This is a genomic window from Pseudomonas syringae group sp. 26L6, assembly GCF_032587815.1.
Lineage (GTDB): Bacteria > Pseudomonadota > Gammaproteobacteria > Pseudomonadales > Pseudomonadaceae > Aquipseudomonas > Aquipseudomonas amygdali.
This window is the reverse complement of the sequence record NZ_JAWHPJ010000020.1, coordinates 404,059-423,000: the sequence shown is the minus strand read 5'-3', so window position 1 is coordinate 423,000 and position 18,942 is coordinate 404,059. Positions and strand designations below refer to the sequence as shown.

19 protein-coding genes and 1 other RNA gene are annotated in these 18,942 nt (G+C 50.5%); 4 read left to right on the top strand and 16 right to left on the bottom strand.

Going from position 1 to position 18,942, the window contains the following annotated elements:
- Positions 1-624 precede the first annotated feature (624 nt).
- The 7 genes from RYA97_RS12885 to RYA97_RS12860 all read right to left on the bottom strand — a co-directional run bounded on the left by RYA97_RS12885 (position 625) and on the right by RYA97_RS12860 (position 5,522).
- On the bottom strand, positions 625-1,740 hold the full coding sequence (locus RYA97_RS12885; RefSeq protein WP_316892404.1) for a hypothetical protein: 1,116 nt from the start codon (positions 1,738-1,740) through the stop codon (positions 625-627).
- Positions 1,741-2,038: 298 nt separating this feature from the next.
- Positions 2,039-2,440, bottom strand: coding sequence for a FlgT C-terminal domain-containing protein (locus tag RYA97_RS12880; protein WP_016982254.1), 402 nt, complete (start codon positions 2,438-2,440; stop codon positions 2,039-2,041).
- 10 nt (positions 2,441-2,450) lie between these two features.
- Positions 2,451-2,957 (bottom strand): hypothetical protein, encoded by a 507-nt coding sequence (locus RYA97_RS12875; RefSeq protein WP_016982251.1) that lies wholly within the window; start codon positions 2,955-2,957, stop codon positions 2,451-2,453.
- Positions 2,958-3,418: 461 nt separating this feature from the next.
- Entirely contained in the window at positions 3,419-3,868 is a 450-nt protein-coding gene (locus RYA97_RS12870; RefSeq protein ID WP_057413614.1) for a DUF1493 family protein, read from the bottom strand.
- Entirely contained in the window at positions 3,846-4,277 is a 432-nt protein-coding gene (locus RYA97_RS26500) for an STM2901 family protein (RefSeq protein ID WP_080900569.1), read from the bottom strand. The genes RYA97_RS12870 and RYA97_RS26500 overlap by 23 nt, the downstream gene beginning before the upstream one ends.
- A gap of 11 nt (positions 4,278-4,288) precedes the next feature.
- On the bottom strand, positions 4,289-4,792 hold the full coding sequence (locus RYA97_RS12865) for an Hcp family type VI secretion system effector (protein ID WP_057413613.1): 504 nt from the start codon (positions 4,790-4,792) through the stop codon (positions 4,289-4,291).
- Positions 4,793-5,294: 502 nt separating this feature from the next.
- A complete protein-coding gene (locus tag RYA97_RS12860; RefSeq protein ID WP_316892402.1) occupies positions 5,295-5,522 on the bottom strand; it encodes a helix-turn-helix transcriptional regulator in 228 nt (75 codons plus the stop codon).
- Positions 5,523-5,763: 241 nt separating this feature from the next.
- Between RYA97_RS12860 and RYA97_RS12855 the strand changes: the two genes are divergently transcribed.
- Together RYA97_RS12855 and RYA97_RS12850 are read left to right on the top strand one after the other, a co-directional pair.
- A complete protein-coding gene (locus RYA97_RS12855) occupies positions 5,764-6,132 on the top strand; it encodes a hypothetical protein (RefSeq protein ID WP_232917447.1) in 369 nt (122 codons plus the stop codon).
- The gene (locus tag RYA97_RS12850; protein WP_046718999.1) at positions 6,129-6,614 is read left to right on the top strand and encodes a hypothetical protein; all 486 of its coding nucleotides are present in this window, start codon (positions 6,129-6,131) and stop codon (positions 6,612-6,614) included. The genes RYA97_RS12855 and RYA97_RS12850 overlap by 4 nt, the downstream gene beginning before the upstream one ends.
- 285 nt (positions 6,615-6,899) lie before the next feature.
- Here the strand turns inward: RYA97_RS12850 and RYA97_RS12845 are convergent, their stop codons facing one another.
- Complete coding sequence (locus RYA97_RS12845; RefSeq protein ID WP_144417427.1) at positions 6,900-8,381, bottom strand: P-loop ATPase, Sll1717 family; 1,482 nt, start codon at positions 8,379-8,381, stop codon at positions 6,900-6,902.
- Positions 8,382-8,922: 541 nt separating this feature from the next.
- Here RYA97_RS12845 and RYA97_RS12840 point away from each other — a divergent pair.
- On the top strand, positions 8,923-9,687 hold the full coding sequence (locus tag RYA97_RS12840; protein ID WP_232917446.1) for a hypothetical protein: 765 nt from the start codon (positions 8,923-8,925) through the stop codon (positions 9,685-9,687).
- 111 nt (positions 9,688-9,798) lie between these two features.
- Here RYA97_RS12840 and RYA97_RS12835 read toward each other — a convergent pair whose 3' ends face one another.
- The 8 genes from RYA97_RS12835 to smpB all read right to left on the bottom strand — a co-directional run bounded on the left by RYA97_RS12835 (position 9,799) and on the right by smpB (position 17,425).
- Positions 9,799-10,713, bottom strand: coding sequence for a hypothetical protein (locus tag RYA97_RS12835; RefSeq protein WP_052755351.1), 915 nt, complete (start codon positions 10,711-10,713; stop codon positions 9,799-9,801).
- 35 nt (positions 10,714-10,748) lie between these two features.
- A complete protein-coding gene (locus RYA97_RS12830; protein ID WP_046719000.1) occupies positions 10,749-11,408 on the bottom strand; it encodes a helix-turn-helix domain-containing protein in 660 nt (219 codons plus the stop codon).
- 767 nt (positions 11,409-12,175) lie between these two features.
- Positions 12,176-12,799 carry a recombinase family protein gene (locus RYA97_RS12825; protein WP_046719002.1) on the bottom strand — a complete coding sequence of 208 codons (624 nt, stop codon included), beginning with the start codon at positions 12,797-12,799 and terminating at the stop codon, positions 12,176-12,178.
- A gap of 173 nt (positions 12,800-12,972) precedes the next feature.
- A complete protein-coding gene (locus tag RYA97_RS12820) occupies positions 12,973-13,791 on the bottom strand; it encodes a DUF2971 domain-containing protein (RefSeq protein ID WP_046719003.1) in 819 nt (272 codons plus the stop codon).
- 149 nt (positions 13,792-13,940) lie between these two features.
- On the bottom strand, positions 13,941-15,758 hold the full coding sequence (locus RYA97_RS12815) for a site-specific integrase (protein WP_046719004.1): 1,818 nt from the start codon (positions 15,756-15,758) through the stop codon (positions 13,941-13,943).
- 112 nt (positions 15,759-15,870) lie between these two features.
- Positions 15,871-16,258: a transfer-messenger RNA gene (ssrA, locus tag RYA97_RS12810) on the bottom strand.
- A 110-nt stretch (positions 16,259-16,368) separates the two neighbouring features.
- Positions 16,369-16,653: a hypothetical protein gene (locus tag RYA97_RS12805; RefSeq protein WP_016980429.1), complete on the bottom strand. Its 285-nt coding sequence runs from the start codon at positions 16,651-16,653 to the stop codon at positions 16,369-16,371.
- Positions 16,654-16,942: 289 nt separating this feature from the next.
- Entirely contained in the window at positions 16,943-17,425 is a 483-nt protein-coding gene (gene smpB, locus RYA97_RS12800) for an SsrA-binding protein SmpB (protein ID WP_002555146.1), read from the bottom strand.
- 113 nt (positions 17,426-17,538) lie between these two features.
- Between smpB and RYA97_RS12795 the strand changes: the two genes are divergently transcribed.
- Complete coding sequence (locus tag RYA97_RS12795; protein ID WP_029240803.1) at positions 17,539-18,942, top strand: sodium-dependent transporter; 1,404 nt, start codon at positions 17,539-17,541, stop codon at positions 18,940-18,942.

Genomic DNA, 18,942 nt, shown 5'->3' with positions numbered 1-18,942 from the left:
CTAGAAGCCATTGCGCTACGAGTACAAGATGTTCACTTGGTTTCGATGGCGATTAAGAAAAATAAAAAGCACGGGGTCTAACATCGCTACTTTTATGTCCAGTTCGACCTATGCGGAAAGGCCATAGATGGATTTTCGAAAGTCGACGGGCTTGGGGTAGAGATAGACTTTTTCGACTTTGGCGCCGGGTCGCATCATAACGTGCTGGTTCTGAAAAAAATCGGGAGCACAGCAGCATCGGGGATCAGTTGGACGTTTTGAATATTGGGTTCATGGAGCGGTTGCGGTAATGGTTGTTGGAGTTGGCTGGGTAGTTGGAGTAGGTGCGGTCTTGGCGGTGGGTATTGCTATGGCGTATTTGCTTTGCAAGTCCTGATGCTCAGAGGATGGGCTGGAATAAATATCCCCGTTATTTATTCCAGTATTTTCTGGTTTTCCGGTGCCGAGGTTGTTATAACGCTGTCATTGCTGAAATGAGTTACGCATAGTTCTATAAGATTGCCGAACAGCGCTAGACAGTTTTGGAGGTCAAAAACAAATCTTTCAAAATTATCTGATGAGACCACTGCGTTATCTGCATGTGCTAGGGTGTTCCTAAGATTCTTCCAGCTTTGAACGTGTGCTTTATCTATCTCTTTGGACGAGCTCATGTCTGTGAGAATAGCTGATACCGTCTTTTTTTTTTGGGCTCCCTAAAAAACTCAAGATGGCATTTGCTCCGGTTTTAGGGATGTTGGATTCTGAGGATTTAATAAAATTCCGAGTGTCAGAAATCTCCTTCAAAGTTGTCTCATCCAAATCTGTACTTATCGAAAAGTAGTTTTTTACCATGCCTTCTATGTTTACGCAGAGCACTAGTGCTGCTGCTTCAGTATTTGCCTTGGATATGTCCTTAAGCCGGTGCCAGTAATTAACCAAATGATTAAGGCCTTTGGGTCTCGCTTTCATGTATAGCTGCAAAAAATCACTTAATTCGGCTTCTCTTCTTGGGGTGATCTCAACAATAGCGTCAGCCAATGTATACGTGTTTTCGGTCACGCTCCCTTGAATGTAAGCCTCGTAGGTGTTCCCATTTCTTAAAACTATGAAAGAAGCCTCTAGAAGCTGGCCGATGGCAATACTGATCCCCTCCAGTAAATAAAACAATGAATTTAGCTCTACTGGATGTAGGCTGTCTACAATGCTGATCTCTAGCCTGTTGTCCTTTTGGACGATTTCGACAGTTTTTGTTCCTTGTGGAAGTCTCAGTTTTGCAAGCTCTTTCGACCCTTTACCATTATCGATAAACTCGTTGAACGGCATTCGATAGTTGCCATTTACCGTTATTAGTGCGCTAGCTCCGATGGTTGAATGGCTAAGCTGTAAAAGCGATCGGACGTTAGTAAGTATTAGCTCTAATACTGAGCCTGAGGGATATATATCGACTCCCCGCTGCACTAGGACGCGTGTATTTTTCCAGGTTTTGCCATGGGCATCTTCCGCTTCTAGCTCGAAGTATCTTTCTTCAGGTATCAGGCCTATATGGTCGCTCCAGAAAAAACTCGTCACTTCAATCGATTCTGAAGTTGTCGAGGTGGAGTAAAGTTTTACTTTTAAATTCTTGCTTTCATCAAAAAACAAGCAGCCTGGGCCACTAAAAATCAGTGGAAAATTTAGGGTGTTCTGGGTCAGAGTGATATTAAAGCATTCGATGGTGGCGTCACGCTCTGCTATGGCATCAATTTTCTTCTGGTCAAACATTATCAGTCCTTCGATAGTCTTATATTGGGGGTACTTAGCTTTGCATTAAAATTGGAGGACTTGTCTGTCTTGTGCACCCACCTTCTGTACGCTCCTGCAATTTAAAAGCTGCTGTACCTCATCTGCCTCGCTATCCACTCGTAACCCATGTTTCATAACTCTTCAAGAATTAGATCATCTCCAAAATTTATCAGCTCGGGGCTTTTATTGTCGGTATCATGTTCCAAGTTATAATCTCAACGACAAGCATAAATTGATTCCAGCTGTAATAGGAGGGATCATAACCTGATTTGGAAATTCAATCTTCAATTATGTAGTCGCCTATTTTTGGACTTGTAAGTGGTTTGGTTCGCTCTATTCCTGCTGTTATTAACTCAGTCGTCGCGTAGTTAGATCCAAACAGGGATGCTTGAAAGGCACCGTGATTCGATCGCTTTATCTGCCTTGTATCTGGATCTCGCTGGATGTCTGTAGATGTCAATGTTGATATCTTTTGCTGAATATGTACAACTGCAACCCTGCCTCGAACTAGTTCAAGCTGCTCTAGAGTTTCGCCCGTATCTGGATCGTTGATTTTTTCTCCTAGTCCAACCACTAGGTAAGTTTGGCCAACTCGAATGCCATGTTCCGCTCCTATGTTGATGACCACGGTCGTATCATCAACAACGCTGACTACTTTGGCGACATAACGATCATTCATCTCAGGTTTCCTAGCTTGTGAGCTTTTGTAATGCAGCGAAGGGTATAACCGGGCGAATCTCCAGCATTTTCAGTTCATCTGGACCAACTGGTATAGTGGTTAGAATTTGTAAGTCAAGCTGAATTCTGATTTGAATAAGTGTCGTTTGAACATGCTCAACCACACCGATATATGCGAGGCGCTCTAACCCGTCATGTTGTGAATAGCAAGCAACCAAAATATTAGTCAAAAAATGCTCGTTCCTCCTGATAACGAATACACCGTGTTCGGATGAGTACTTAATGGGATTCTCGAACGGCGGTGAGGGGCGTCCTCGTTCAATGGCGTCGTAGGTGACCTTCAGCAGAATGATGATGGCGTATAAAGTCAAGGTAGTAATAAATATTAACCATCTGATAGAGACATCGAGCGTGGTATCGATAAAATTTGTCACAATGGATGAAAGGAATCCGAGCACTGCAACGGCGGTAGCTGTGCCATTCCAGCTGAACACTGCCTTCTTGACTTCCCTAAGCACAGATATCTCTTCCTTTGTCAGACGCTAATTTTTGCAAGGTTCTCCGCTATTTTAAGCTTGTATCACTGAGTTTAGCCAATCCCAAAAACAAAAAAGGCACTTGTAAAAAACGCCAAGCTCTGGATACTAGCATAGGCGGCTGAACTGACCATCACCAAGCCAACCAGCGGTACGGTCACTGCGATTTTATATCGTCGCACGGACAGGTATCCGTAACCGTCCATTCGGTCTGCCAGCTTCTCGGGCCAACTGGAGAATGTAGCGCGGGCCATTGATTTCAGTGAAGCTGTAATCACCTCGTGCATGGGCCCCTACTTTAATAATGGTGTGGTGCAGACTCGACGGTAAGGTTGCTCAGCTTGGTATTCCTAATTTTTAAATTTTTAGGCTGAGCATGAGTTGATCCCTAGAAAAGAACCGATTCACTCGAATATTCACCTAGTTATCTCCCGGTATAAAAGTCATCGTGTTTTTATACTAAACCCATCAATAGGGATTTCTTCGGTTTTATTATAAATTGGCAAGCTACTAAAGCTTGCTTTCTCAAGAATGTTGCAGTTCCATGATTTCATCTGGGCTGCTTCATATAGCATGCCTAACGTCATTACTGTCTTTGCACGCCGATCTTTAGACCTGAAAAACACGAAAATATCAGTCCCTTCGGGCTTGAAATAACGATAGTGGTCGTAGTCGCCGCGGTCGACGCCAAAGTGTTCGAAAAAATCTTCCATGAAGTCACTGGCATCGTCACCGTCAAGCCCTAGATCCCAACTGACTCTGGTGGCGAGGCTGAGAGTTTCAAATGCTTTTTTGCCGAATCCAACATAAAAGTAGATTCTCTCTATGAGATAAATAAGGATGTCATGATTCAGACCGTTTTTATCCATCTTAAAAAACCTGATCTTGTTCATCTACGATAGAGTTGTAGGTGTTCACCGTTACGTATCCTATCTTACCCAGTTCGTATGCAGTATAAGACCATCCAATAACGGGTGTTGCCCGTGCGATGAAACCGCCAATGCTTCGTGTCCATCGGAGGTGCGGCGGAAACCATCCTGTAAGAGAGGGTGCTCTGAAGCTTCCGGGAAACTTGCGGTTGTTTAGAGTGCGTCGCATAACTATGGACATGATGGAGGTATTATTAATCGCTCCGCCAGGCTTTGTTCTAGTTGGTATTATATTGGCACCTAAGACGATGGCTAATGCAGCCCCCGCATCGTCCAATCCAAATTCATCCATTGCCACCTCTGTAGCAATTACAAATAGCAGCTCATTTGCAGTTAATCCGCAGTCGCCGTCGTAACAATATATTCTAGCCACTTAAACTATCCTTATGCGTAAGTGCTATTTTTTACTTGATCCCAGCCACCGGAGATCTGTCCAATTATCAAACCTGTGGTTCGGCTTTGCTGTGAATACTGCATGCTGATCTTGGCGTAATTAAATCTAACTACCTCCTCAGGAAAGTTTGAGGGTGATCGCTCAAATAGATTGCCGGATACAACGCCACTTATTATGACTTCGTCAAATACGTACTCCAGATATTTTTGCTTGTCGCCGCCCGCACGACGTACATACAGCTTCATCTGCTTGATATGTCGGCCTGCGCAACATGCTTCGAGGATTTTTGGAGTCGCACTGTCAGCGAGTTTTACAATACTGAAATCGCTTAAGTAGACTTTGGCTACGGTAGCCCCGCCTGCCGAGCTTGCAGTCCTTGACACTGATTGAGAGGCTGATAGGCAAAACGTATTAATCTCAATCCAGTTTTTGCAGTCAGAGTCCATAGACTCTCCGCTAATGCCATCAATCCAAAGATATGCATCAATACTCATTCCAGCTCCTTGGAATATCTCTTAATCTAGTTCATTGACGTCGTACGATAGCAAAACTCATACATTTGAGATTCGTAGTCAAGCACCTTTTTCCTGTGCGGGTTGACGTCCCGTGACGTGACCACCTCAAATCGCAGAGCCAGGCCCTTACGGTGCGCGAGCTATGCTCTTTACGAAAAGCAGCTGCACATCGGTGATGCTGCATTGAAGGCAGGCGTGTGTGCAAGCCCACCGAATCCCACCCACAAAAAAAGACGCCCTAGGGCGTCTTCATTTGCAATTTGGTGGAGCCGGGGGGAACATAACCTTACACAGCCGCTAAGTTTCCACCCCCAATCTGCCTGCCCCCATGCCTTCCGCTGCTACCGTCAGTGTCACACCCTGGTGAGCGGGTTAATGGTTGAGGGGCCAGAATACCGCCGTTGCTCTCCTTGGACAACCCGCTCGCTGGAGATAAATGCTTGGAGGGGAACTGAACCGGCATCCTCCGACCACGAGATGCCTATTCGATTAGCAGGTCTGATGCCTTTACGTGCAAGGCAGAGGCAAGCCGCCAGATGTTGTAAATCGTGACATTTTTCTCACTCCTTTCCAGCATCCCGATATAGGTCCTATGAACCCCGGCGTGCTCCGCTAATTCTTCCTGCGATAGCCCAAGCGCCAGCCTTCTCCGACGCACATTGGTGGCGAAAATTGCTACGAGCGGGCATTGATCTGGTGATATAGGCATTCACCAAATTTCGCTTTTTGCATACCATGATTCGACATACTATGATTAGCACTTTCAAGCGCGCAGTACCTAATTCTGCTCGCAGAATCCAATCATCGAAATGCAAGGAGCTGCATGTGCTAACCGTTCGGTCACTCTTGGTCCCGTTTATCCCAGCACCTGATCCGTCACGGGAATCTAACGAAAGCGCGCGAGGCGCTCAGGTATGAACGGCTGGAGGAGGCTTTGGGTCGTAGGTTGCATGGCGCTACTCCTTGCACCGGTGTATGTGTATCGCACGTACATACCAAGTGATGAAAAGCTGAATCGGGACCATCAGGAACGTATTGAGGAGCAGCTAGCTGATATCAAGATCATTGAGGAACCTGTGCAGGGTTCGAACCGCCTTGTTCGTGATGCTCTGATGCAGACCCCGGTTTCTGAACGCCTAGCCAAAATCGATGAGAGCAATGCTCAACACGCTGAGTTTATGGCGAAGGTGAGCAAGCAGCGTCCGGTTACTGTGGCTCAGCTCGCTGGAGCTTGGATCGTTTTATGTGCACTGCTCTATCTCTTGGGATGCAGCATCGCTTGGGTAGCTAGAGGTTTTAGTAAAGGGGCCGCCGCATGATCGCTGATTCAAAGGGGCATAAAACGCCTGACGGTTGCGAAGTTTGTGACTCGATCAGCCCACGTAGAGCGAGAGGATTCTCATTTGATGCATCTCTGAGGTGTGTTGCATTGCTGATCACTACTGCCGCTATGGTCACTGGATGCAGCTACGGTCTTACTCAAAAGGGCATCGACAACTCGCCAGAAAGTAGGACAGTCACAGTAAAGGGCTCCGCCCGTCAGGTTTACCAGTCGCTCGCTCAGGAGATGCAGGGGCCTGGTTGCCCCCCAATTCATTCAAGTAAGCTTTACAACAATGGAGACGGTTTCGTGGTTTATTTTGGCGAGAATTTCATAGGGCACAGCTACATTTGGGACGGCGCTTACGGAAAACAGGATGGTGATACGGTTAAGGTGACGATACGGGATCAGAGCTACACGCCCCAGACTGATTTTGTAGACGAGATCGCTCTCTTCTTGAAGACTGGTTCGTGCCAATAACCTTCTGGTATTGGAGGCGCTTGCCTATCAGATGAATAGGCTTCCTAGCTAGCGTTCGCTGATGGCTGCGCGCTGACGGAGCCAGCTCGCGTAACTGCACCGACTTGTACACCTATCTGCATTCGACTTTTCACCAGTGGCTTGCGTTGGGTTTGACTAGCACACTTGGTAGCCTTGTCTGCAAAAGTCGACCCGATGCAACCTCAATACAGACAGCTGCCTAGCCCAAATGACAGCTATCGGCCAAATCAAAACAACTCGTCGGTAGTGAGTCAACTTAGCCAGTCAATTGTTCTTTAATTTAGCCTCATTGACAAAAGCGTGAAACGCTGGGTGTATCTCCCATTTTGTTTTCTGCATCTCATTCCAGTTCTCTTCCCTTACGAAATCCGGGAACGCAGAAAACGGTAGGTGATCATATCGTTGATCAACCTCAACTCTTGGATTCATGAAATTTGCCATATGCAATATTCCTAGCAGTTTTAGCGCACTTTCCTTATCGTCTGGCTTCATACGCACGCCATCTACATAGATTTTTTGTGCAGAAGGCGATTTCTTTAATAAGTCGATTATCTCCTCGAAATCAAAAAGTGTTTTTCGAGCAACAAATTTCATGACGCCTTCAATCTGCGGGCAGATTTGCTGATATTCAGCCGAAATGTTTCCTATCAGGTCTTTTGAGAAACTCAGCACGATCGCATGAGCGTGGGTATCCCCAATTTTATCCGCTTTGCATCGCCGCGCTTCTTCAATTAAAGTTTGTACAAGCTGAACCATGTCTCTCGGTTTATCTCTAGAGTTCTTAGAGATCCATTGATCCCAAGTCCTTTTTTCCTCTTTCACTCCAGGCAACACCAGCCAGCGATTAGCAAAAAACAAATCCATATCGATAGAGTCGGCACCTGCTGTGCGACTGGCTAAGTCCACACGCCGAACAAACATTTCACGCAACTCCTTCTCTCCGAAAGAGAGATGCACTGTATTTTTCTTTATCTTGTCGAGACGCTCTGATCCTAAACGTTTAACTTTGGTCATAACATGCCATATATCAGAGCGAACCGATATCAAGCAGCGCACGCCTTCAAAATCATTGGCCAAGTCTATGGCTGCACTTATGATGGCCCAACAGGCCGAATAGTCATACTTGTCCCCAGCATCCACAGCGGCTAGATCGATATCGTCGATCAATAACCAAAGCTTATTTTTGTTGCGTGCCAGCACCGACTGCACATCGCCTTTGAGAATGGCTACTGATTTGTTTAGGCGCTGAACTCCTCTTGCAGCCTCAGCTATGTCTTTACCCTTTGGTGCAATAGCCGTCAGAAAGGTTGTGACCCTGGACATAAGATCCGGACGTGTAACCCCCTGATCCACACTCAATGCTTGTAAATTAACTAGCGCGTCTGAAATTGCAATATCTTTACTCAGTGATCCAATATGACTTGCAGCAGCGGTTAGTAACTGCCTATAGGCACAGCTAATGCGATCTGCAAGTGCGTCCCTATCAAAAATATCTTTGCAGTCCATATCACGAGGAGTTAGAAGCATCGATATTTGATCATGCTCCAATATTGACTCATGCAGAACCGACAGCAGAATCGTTTTCCCCACTCCTTTAGGAGCAATCAGAACCTTATATCTCGATCTCCGGAAGCTTAGGAGCTCATCAATCGCACCAGGCTCGATAAAGATGTCGTTCCGGATCTCGGCCTCTGCTTCTGCCTCACCCCCAAAAAAAAACGTGTCAAGGTGATCAAGGTTAGACATCGTATTAGGCATCCTTCGCTGTTTGCAGTATTGGGCCGGAGCACTCCTGAGTAACTGGTCGGCGTCTACCACAGCGTATCCAGGAGCCGTGTTTTGAAAGCTAACCCCTAGCGTTCACCATGTCCAATGGGTTCGGTTGGAAATCTGGTCAGCACACCGACATGCCCGACTGCCCGCCAAGCCAAGCACGGATAGAGGCATCCTTTCTGTTATCGCGTGGATGGGCTATCTTGCGGCATCAATCGCGCCAGAGGCGCTCAGGGATGGGAGCTATATGTCTGGGAAACGTGTACCAACGCTAGAAAAAAACAAGGTCCTAGACAACGCAGTGACCTCGATCCAACTGGGCATAGAGGACTATCAGCTCACTCAAGGAAAAAGTGGGAACCCGCTCCGAGCGGTATCCGCCGCTCGCAACTTGTTTGCTGGCGTACTCCTGCTATTCAAGTACAAGATTTCTACGCTTGCAAACTCCCCAGAGCACGCCGCAAGCCTTATATACAAAGCTCGGAAATTTAAACCATGTCTAATCGACGGAGGCATGATCGAATGGCGTCCCGAGCTCGAAAGAAACAAGACAATCGACGTGGGAGACATCGAGCTTCACTTCGAAGGATTGGGCATCCGAACGAATTGGCCAGCTGTTCACGCTTTGCAAGCGTGTCGGAACGATTTGGAGCATCTTCATGCAAAACACCCGCTGGAGGATATCAACAAGTTCTTGCTTGATCTGTTTCCTCTTCTGAAAGACTTCATCACATATGAGCTATCGGAGAACCCGGCAGCCCTTCTAGGCATTACATGGGAGGTAATGCTCAAAAATCACGAGTTTTTCGTTCGGAACTTAGATGAGATACAGCATCGGTGGGCAGAGCTAGGGGTTATTGAACACGCGCGTGCCCTGCTCAAGACTTGCGTATGCCGCGCTTGCGGATCTCCATTACTTGAGCCAAACCGTGAGGATGTCCAGTCGGGGATGCCGTTTGACTGCTCCGAGTTCCGCTACAACTGCCTTGCTTGCAACCAGACTGATCCGTTTGTTGAGATGCTGGCTGAGCAACTACGCTTCGCGAAGGAAGATCCTTTCAGCGAAGAGGAGTTAATTACAGGGTGCAACTGCTGTGGTGCGCCTACTTTTGATTTGACTGAATGCCACTGTCATCTTTGTGGCTATGTATATAGCCCGCCACGGTGCGCTGGTTGCCATACGGTACTCGAAGGTTACGAGGCCGAGAATGGGTCAGTGTGTGATAGATGCTCAGAGTATGCCCACTACAATGATGAGTTTGAGCCAGGCATAAGCTAAGCCATTACCGGCCGATACAGGGCGTCCTCACCCTGCCATGCAGGCCTTCATGACTTATCTGTGACCGGCTGCCTAAAATGAACAGGGTAGGCGGAGATTCATCCAAGTAGCTTAAGATCGCAGCCACGCTCTTATAGCCTCATAGAGTTCTTTACCTGCGAGGGTTGCTGACCGACTGGCGTAGCCCGGATTGGAGTGCAAACGGTGGGAGGTAAATTCGAACTCTTTATCGATGTAGGATACCCAGGCGCCCGGCGTCTGAAGCTCAGTAGCTGAGATGGCTTTATTTTTTCCGCGCTGACGATATCCCTTCACCGGCGGGTTTGCTTTCAAATTCTGCTTCGGAGCAAGTAGCCGTTGTATCGCTTCGACAGTTAGAGCTGCCGGTATGCATGCGATACCGTGAATATGGAGGCCGTGGTTCTCTTCGCTCTTGCTATCGACAAACTCAGTGGTAAAAGCAAAGTCAGTGATACCCATCGTCCTTGCAAGCGCTGAAAGATAGTCTGTTGATCCTTTCTTGGCCGAAAGTGCAGCGGTTGCCACTTCGTGTCCCAGGCGAAACGTGATTGCTTTCGCGCCGGGCTTCATTGCGAATCCTAGGAAGCAGAAGGCCCGCTTTGCCTCAGGCGGCAGTCTTCGTTTCCAGTCTTGAAGAAGTACATCAGAAGCGTAGGCCTGGGCGATTGCTTTCAAGCAATTGTTGTTGGCTTTCAACGAGTCGATTCTTGCTTGATCTTTTGTTTCTTTAAGCTCTAGTTCCTCTAATACTGCTAGGTTCCTAGCATGTAGAGCATAGAAGCACGCCAACACCCCCGACACAGCTGAGGTGCAGCGCTTTTGTGCAGTCGGCGAAATAGCAGCCTTTTTTGGAAAAGGTCCGCTTGATTTGAGGGGGGCGTCCTCAACAAGATGGCTAATGCTGAGGACCTTGTGATTCTGCGTCATGACCCAACTCCGCGCTGGTCCGGTGGATTGGATTTTCAAAATCGTCACCCCGGCAGAGCCGCCAAGGTGATCGACCATCAAATTTCGTTCTAAGACTTTGACACTTGGCCTGTTCACGTCCCGGTCATGTGTAGGTCAAAGCCTTCACATACCACATCATCGTCGTCATCCGTTTGATCTGACTGCGCGAGCCTCCGACGCTCCATCCATTCAAGGTTCGCGATTTCATCCTCGATTCCTTGAGTGTCTCCATTCATCTCCGCTTCCTCAAGCCGCTGTTTTGCGCGCATCTCAGCTACATCGTTTTCCGTCAGGATGTGAATCTGTAGTGTGGGCAGCTCCTCAATATCCTGCGCCTGATTGAGCTTCTCGATAGGCAGGGAACGTCGGGTCACATCTTGGGTTAGCTTGAGCGCCGTTGATGCGGCTGCGAGCCCCCTGAACGCAACCGGGTCCGTCGGGTCAAGCGCTTCCAAGGCGTTAGCGATCTTGGTCCTGATCAGATGACTCAGTGCTAGCTCATCAGCTACCAGTGTCGCTACTGTCTGTTGTACAGCGTCGAGTGAAAAAGCAGAGCTGAGCAGCTCTTCCCTCGCTTTGTCGATGAGAGCCTGTGTTCCCGCGCCAGCGACAGCTTTTGTTGTTTTGATGATGCGTTGCACAGTGCTAATGCTTAAGTCCAGGCGATCCGCAATCACCGGCAGTGTGTATCCGGCTTCCCGGAGAATGACGACCTGAGTGCTTTTATCTGGTGTGGTTTTTTTGCCAGGCATCTCACACCTCGTCTTCAAGAATGGGGATGACAGTCGGCTTTGGGGGCAGCTTTGCGAGGGCTAGCAGCTCGCATTCAAGTCGGCCCCAGTTGCCTGAAACGGTGGCAAGCGGAAAGCCGGACAAGCGGGCGACATCGTTTGTCTGAAAGGGAGTTAGCGAGGCGAGCGGGGTGCCGGACGCTCTGAGTGCTTCTGTAAGAGCCTCAGCGATGGCTTGGCGTGTGTGTTTGCGTTGGGTGATCGCAGCAGCAGGTTGGTTCCTACACGGTCTAGGCGAACGGATGCCATTCTTACGGCAAAGATGGTAGGCGGAATCTTTCGTCCAGCGAACCCCGTCGGTTCTGGGATTGCTGTTGTTCAGATGTTGCGCTAGTCGGCGGTATGAGCTGAGTGAGTTGCTGAGGAAATCACGAGCGTTTTCTTCTACGGTACTCATCGGGGCGTATCCTTCGTTTAGGGTATTGGCAGCGGTTCATGAGTGAGTCTCTCGTCTGTTTAATGGTTAATCTGCTTCTATTGAGCAGTGGGTTGATGATAAGGCGTTGAATGCTTAGCGTCTAGCGTTTGATTTCAGGTAGTCTGTTGATTTGCAAGCGTTTTTTCGACATTTATCACTGGAAGATTGGGCAGGCTCAAAGTCGTGGTTTCTTGATCCATGCGCCTGAAATTCACGCTACCGACTCCGGACAAAATTCGTCCGTGGACGCTGACACATGCCAAGAAGCACAAAGCCCGCACGAGGCGGGCTAGGGGACCTTACGGCTAGCTCAGGCGATCAGCGCCCGCTTGATGCGGTACACAGTCGCAACGCCGCACTCGGCCATCTTGGCGACCTCTTCAGCAGACGCCTGCGGATGTTTTGCGAGGATGCTTTCAACCTTCTTCCACTTGGCCGCGTCCTTGCTCTTGCCAGTAGGCTTCCAGTCAGGGTTAGCGGCCTGCTTGTTCTGGATACCTTGGCGGATACGCTCCACGCGTTTTTCTTGATCGAGACGAGCCATTGTTGCCATAAGATCGATCAGCATGCCGTTGACCACTTCCATGATCTGGCCGGTGATACCGCTGTCCTGTACAAGTAAGTGGCTGGTTGGTAGGTCAGCGATGACCAGCCGCAAGCCCTTAGCTTCAATCGTAGCTTTCAGCGATCTCCAATCCGACTGAGAGAGGCGAGTAAGCCTGTCTACGGATTCACATAGACAGATGTCACCGGGTGCTGCTGCTTCGAGCATGGCGAGCAACTGAGGGCGATCAAGCTTAGTCCCGCTGATGTTCTCCGCGTAGATGCCCGCGATGGTGAGCCCTTTCTCTGTGGCAAAGGCTTCGAGTGCAGCTTTCGCTCTGTTGGCGTCTTGATCTTTGGTCGATGCGCGGAGGTAGAGATGGGCGAGCATTAGCGTTTATCCGTTAGACTACGATTTGATAGGTCTATGATAATATGATCATATAGCTATTAACTATAGTTATTTGATAGATGGCGACAAATGGTCGGCTGACTATCAAACCTGTCTACTTTATTGATAGTGATTCGAAGGGTGTCTTTCGAGTGGTTTGCGCTCGTGTAACGTTACTTCGGGCGGATCATGCCTCTGAGATTGCTTTCACGCACGACTGCACCTACTGCGAAGCGCGCGATTAGCGATTCAACGATCTCCATCGTGCCTGGCGGCGCTAGAGGTCCTACCAAAATTTCCGCATTCGTCAGCGCTTTGTGATCGAGCTTCAGGTCAACGTGAAGAGGACTAGGGATTCCTCTTATGGGATCGACGCCCTTTCGATGCCAGATTTTCCTGGATTCAATATATGCAGATGCGTCGCCGGTGTACGGCTCCGTGGGGCCCGGCGCTGCGACCATTACGAACCGATGCTCCTGCTGAAACGCCCATGAGTCAGACTTCAAGAATGCGATCTCGGTGCCTTCACCATGGAGTGTGATTTCGTTTTCACTGGATACGGTAGCGAATCGCCCAATCGCAGCGGATACGTCCGGCACGTAGTTGACTGGTTGACCGAATGTTTGTCTCATCTGAGGCGTAGGAAGTAGCGTTATGTTGGCGGCGAGCATCTCTTCAATACTGTACGGCGCTTCAAGATCGAGAAATTGAAAATTCTCGTGCCACCTAATATCGATTGGACGCCAGGTGAAAGGGTCAGAGCGGAGGGAAAGGCGAACACCCCGCATTGAGTCTCCGTACATCGCCCACTGCGGAATGCTTTCCTCGTCGGCGGCTGACCAGCAGCTTGCAAACATCCGCGCCCCGAGAGGATATGGGCCCAGCGACCGGCCTTCGGTTATGTCATCAAACTGGTCTAAACGAGTGAAGCGTAAAGTCTGGTGCCTAAGTATCAAAGCCAACGTGTTCACTGTCGTGTAGTGATGCAGCATCGGTGCAATTCCCTGCGAGGTCGATTCAGAGTCGTACGAGTGAGATGAGACCCAGCCCGCCTCCGCAGCCGGTCCATTGAAGGCATGGCCATGTAGGACCGCTAGCGTAGCGTTGCTGTCAGGAGCATAGATTGATCTCTAGCCGTCGCCTAGATGGTACGCGGACGTTTCAGCCGGTGACTAGTGATACCTTTCGTCAGGGTCTCGCCAAATCGATCCACAAAATCTGCCTTGTAGCTAGTGAGGCATTTAACCGCCGCTGGGATAGGAAGATGCATAAGCGCGGCGAGCTTCTGATCCATCGTGGCTCCGCCATCATAATGTTTGCTCGCAACTGTTTCAGGGGCGTGTCCAGTGATTGAATCAATAATGCTCTGGTCCACTGGTTTGCCGTCACGCCTAGCGTTGCGTAAATTTGTCTCCAACGTATGCCTGAACGAGTAAAGGCTTTTCCCATCGTTTGGAAGGTGGACGCCAATGGTGACCAAGTATCCATTGGGACTCTCGTTGAAGAATTTACCTGCTGCTTTAGCCCACCCTTCCTTGTTGTGCGCAGTGTTGCTTTCTCGGGACTGTAGATATGTCAGGCCATCACCGAAAAGTTTTTTCTGCTTGTTATGTCGCTGCTCATCCACGTAATCAAGGAAACCGATTTCTATCAGGCGTGGATGAATCGGCACGAGCCGCGCCTCACCCGTCTTGATTCGTTTCGCCTCAAAGGCATTTTGATCGTCAGCGCAGAAGTCAATGCATGCATGCCCATCAATATTTTTGACGTCTGCGGTGTCGAGCTGAGCTATCTCGTTGGTTCGTGCGCCGGTGAAATAACCCACTAGGGGAAGCCAGAACCAATAGGGGTATGCCTTCGTCCTATTCGCAGGCAATGCCCCTTGATAGATGTATCCAGAGAAAATTGTTTCTGAGTCTTTTGCTGAGAACGGAACACCGTCCCGGCTTCGTGGGGTCACCCTCTTCTCGATGGGCTTGATGATAAGGTCGTCTGCTCTGACAGTAGTTAAGTCGAGAAACCGGGCATGTTCTTGGATCTGCTTCATTGATGTAACGAGTGCGCCCACGCGCTCATGACCTGTCCTGAGCTCCGGGTCATCTGTCAGAAGCTCAACAAGCGGAGTGGGCGTCGGTGCTATCGAGGCGGTGGCGCCACTTCTCATTTTGCGAGCAGCGTCATAGGCGTCCTGCCAGTCGTGTTTCGTTAGCGACATGACCGGCCTGTGGTTAGTTAAAACAGTCATTACTCGGGCGCGTCTCTCTCGTTCCTCCAACGTGCCGCCGTGGTTGGCTTGTCCGCCCTTTGAAGAGCTGTCGGCTCTGTCGCGGGCAAGTTGGTGTTGCCAAACCTCATACAGCGTCCAATGTGCCTTGTCCGGGGCGGGACATACAGCATCCTTCAAAGTGGGCGCTTGGGAGTCGAGGGCTATATTTTGAAGCACTAGCTCATCCCGCAACCGGGGTAGCACTGTGCGGAGTTCAGTAGGCTGGTAGGGGGCTGATAACTCAAGCAACCTGCGTGCGAGCGGCTCTTGTTCCGGCGGGATAGGCCTGTGATAAGCGCCAGCCAACAGGCGTTCGACTTCGCTTCTCCGCTGACGGGTCTCAATTTCAGCATTGGACAGCTTAGGCTCTGGAGGGTCCTGCGGCCGCAATTCGGCTTCGCCCCATACCCCGTGCTGATTTTCGCCGGTGAGTTCGTCAAACAGCTTCCAGTCCTCCTCTGAGGGCTCGTAGTCGTCTTGTGCCGTCATGCTCAATACTCGATCAAAAACTGATTCTAAGCGCACAGCATGCTGCCTAGCACGCTTCACGGCTAGCCTCTGGCTGTCAGTCTTAAGTGATCGGCGAATCTCGCGTTTACCCTGGAGCAGTTTGCGAACGGGTGCCGGAATGACCATCCGGAAATAGTAAGTTCCGTGACGGTTGAGCGATAGGTAGGAGGGGAGGAGTTTCATGATGAGCACCGGTTGATGCCTCACCAGAGTGTCACGCCTTGGTGGCGCACTAGCTAAAAATGCTAGCTTCTGACAGCACAACGCCCCGAAAACGGGGCGCTGTGTAAGGATATGGTGGAGCCGGGGGGATTTGAACCCCCGTCCGCCAGTACTCCGCTGTCGGTACTACATGCGTAGCCGTGTCTATTAAGTTAACCCTCAGCGACCCGACGGGCAGGGTGCTTTGGGCGAGCTGTGTAAGTTTTAGCCGATTCGTCCACAGCGTACTGCACGGCGATTCTGTTCTATATGACAATCATTTTGGGTTTACAGACATCCCCTGATGATTGCTGGAGCCGAAGCTACCAGAAGTGCGGCTAGGCTGCTTACGCAGCTAGTTGAGCACCGTAGTTTTCGTCATTGGCAACTATAGAAAGTTGCAACAGTGGATTTACGAGTTCTGTTACCAACTCGGCATGCACCTAAAGTTTCATCACCGGCGTCGAATCCAAATCGGCCCCGAGACTGCTTTCGCAGTCGCTGGGGCGCAGTGTACGCCGATTGGCGTGTCACGTCGACCCGTTTGCTGCAATCGATCAGGCTAACCGGGTGGCGGGCCTGATCGAATGGGTTACTTGGTGCCTTCGCTGCCTGAGCCGGTGTTTTTCAGCGAGGTGATCACCTTGGTGGTGATTTCGACGCATTTTTTCTCGTCGTTCTGAGCTTGAGCCGCTTTGGCGTTTTTCTCAGTGGTTTCTAGCATTGTCTTGGTTTCCGGGCTCAGGTTGGTGCCGGAAGAAACCTGAGCATTTTCGATCGTTTTGATGTTTGCAGCGCACAAATCATCGGCGGCAAAAACCGGCGAAGCCAACAGGGCGGCGCTGAGGAACAATCCAGTGAGGGCGGTACGCATCATGTGTCTCTCCTTATAACCTGTGGACTCGGTATGGCCGGTCATTGAGGCCGTCGCCCGAGGGTTTGAAAAGCCCGTTTAACAGTTGGGCTTAAAGGATTGACTGTGCTGTAACGCAGGCGTTCTATTTTATTTTCAGACAGATGCGAAAAAGCCACATTGGGCGGTTAAGGCACCAAAGTGGGGCGATCTTCGCGTTGGGGTTGTGATTGTGCGGGGTGGATGAAAGGCGGGTGGATTGAAGGTGTGCGGTGCCAAATGCCCTTTCAAGGCATTTGGCACAGGCAGGAAGTTAGTCGTCCTTGCCCTTGGAGCGCACGGCACGCTGCAGCTCACGGTCCGAGTCGCGTTCACGCTCGGTGTGGCGTTTGTCGTATTCCTTTTTACCTTTACCCAGCGCGATTTCGCACTTGATCAAGTGCTCCTTCCAGTAAACGGAAAGGGCCACGCAGGCATAGCCTTTCTGTTGAACAGAGCTGGTGAGCTTTTCGAGCTCGCGCTTGTTCAGCAGCAGTTTTCGGGTGCGTGTCGGGTCAGCGATGACGTGCGTGCTGGCAGTCTTGAGAGGCGTGATGTGGCAGCCCATCAGCCAGGCCTCGCCATCCTTGAGCAGCACGTAACTGTCGACCAGCTGTACCTTGGTGGCACGCAGGCTTTTTACTTCCCAGCCAGCCAGGACCAGACCGGCCTCGAACTTGTGTTCGATGAAGTAATCGTGACGCGCCTTTTTATTTTGCGCGATGGTCCCTGTAGGGTTTTTCTTGAGCTTAGCCATAGGGGGCGCATTATAGGGAGTTGCATCAATGTCGGCTATGGGAAAGCGCGTGCTTGAGCACAAAGGTTGAATCCCGGACAATGCGCGATCTTTTTTGGCTGGGCGTTTCGATAATGTCGACGGACAAGGTTTCAGTCCACGGTAGCTGGGCAAGCCGCTGGGTGTTCATCCTGGCTGCCACAGGTTCTGCCGTGGGGCTGGGCAGCATATGGAAATTTCCGTACATGGTCGGTGCCTATGGCGGCGGTGCATTTGTACTGGTGTTTCTGGCGTGCATCGCGCTGATCGGCATTCCGGTGATGATCGCCGAGACGCTGATTGGCCGTCGTTCCCGACTCAGTCCTGCGAATGCGCTCAAGACGCTGGCGCTGGAAGCGGGGCATTCGGCGCGCTGGTCATGGGGGGCTTTTGCCGGAATGATCACGGCCCTGCTGATTCTCTCCTTTTATAGTGTGGTGGGCGGCTGGTCGCTGGATTACATCATCGACATGGGGCGCGGCGATTTTCAGGGTGTTTCGCCGGATCAGGTCGGTGCCTATTTCGGCGCAGTGATTGCCGACCCCTGGCGTCTGATTCTGTGGCACACCATTTTCATGCTGCTGTCGGCGGTGGTGATCGGCAAGGGGGTCGAGGCCGGTCTGGAGAAGAGCCTGCGCATCATGATGCCGATGCTGTTTCTGCTGATGCTGGCGCTGTTGGGCTATAGCCTGACCACCGGGCATTTCATGGAAGGCGTGCATTTCATGTTCGACTTCAATCCCGACAAGGTCTTGGACGGCTTGCTGCCCGCGATGGGGCATGCGTTCTTTTCCCTGAGCGTCGGTGTCGGCTCGATCATGGTCTACGGCGCTTACATGACCAAGGGCGCGTCTATCAGCACCACGGTCGTCGGCATCGCGTTGCTCGACACCTTTGTTTCGCTGCTGGCGGGCCTTGCGCTGTTCCCTATCGTTTTTGCTGCAGGCCTGAACCCGAGCGAGGGGCCGGGCCTGATGTTTGTAACGTTGCCATACGCGTTCGGCAACGTGGCATTCGGGCAGTTGATGGGTGTTGTGTTCTTCGTGCTGGTGGCTGTAGCGGCCTGGAGCTCGGCGATTTCGCTGCTTGAACCCATGGTTGCTTATCTGGTTGAGCGCACCCGTATTCGCCGCGCCTGGGTGACGTTCTGGCTGGCATTTACCTGCTGGTTTGTGGGGCTGGGAACGGTGTTCTCGTTCAATATCTGGCAAAAAGCCAAGTTTTTCGTGAACGATGGAGGTGTATTCCACCTCTACCAGTGGGGCGCATCGACTGGCCTGGACTTCTTTGGAGTCATTGATTTCTTCACTTCGCGGATCATGTTGCCGCTGGGTGGGTTGTGTTTTGTGGTATTCGCTGGTTGGGTGATGAGCCGTGAGACGGTGCGTGACGAATTGTCGATTCGCAGTCCATTGCTCTTCAACCTGACGTTCTTTTTGATGCGCTACGTGGCGCCGCTCGGCATTCTTGTGGTGTTTGCCGCTCAGCTCTGGAAATGA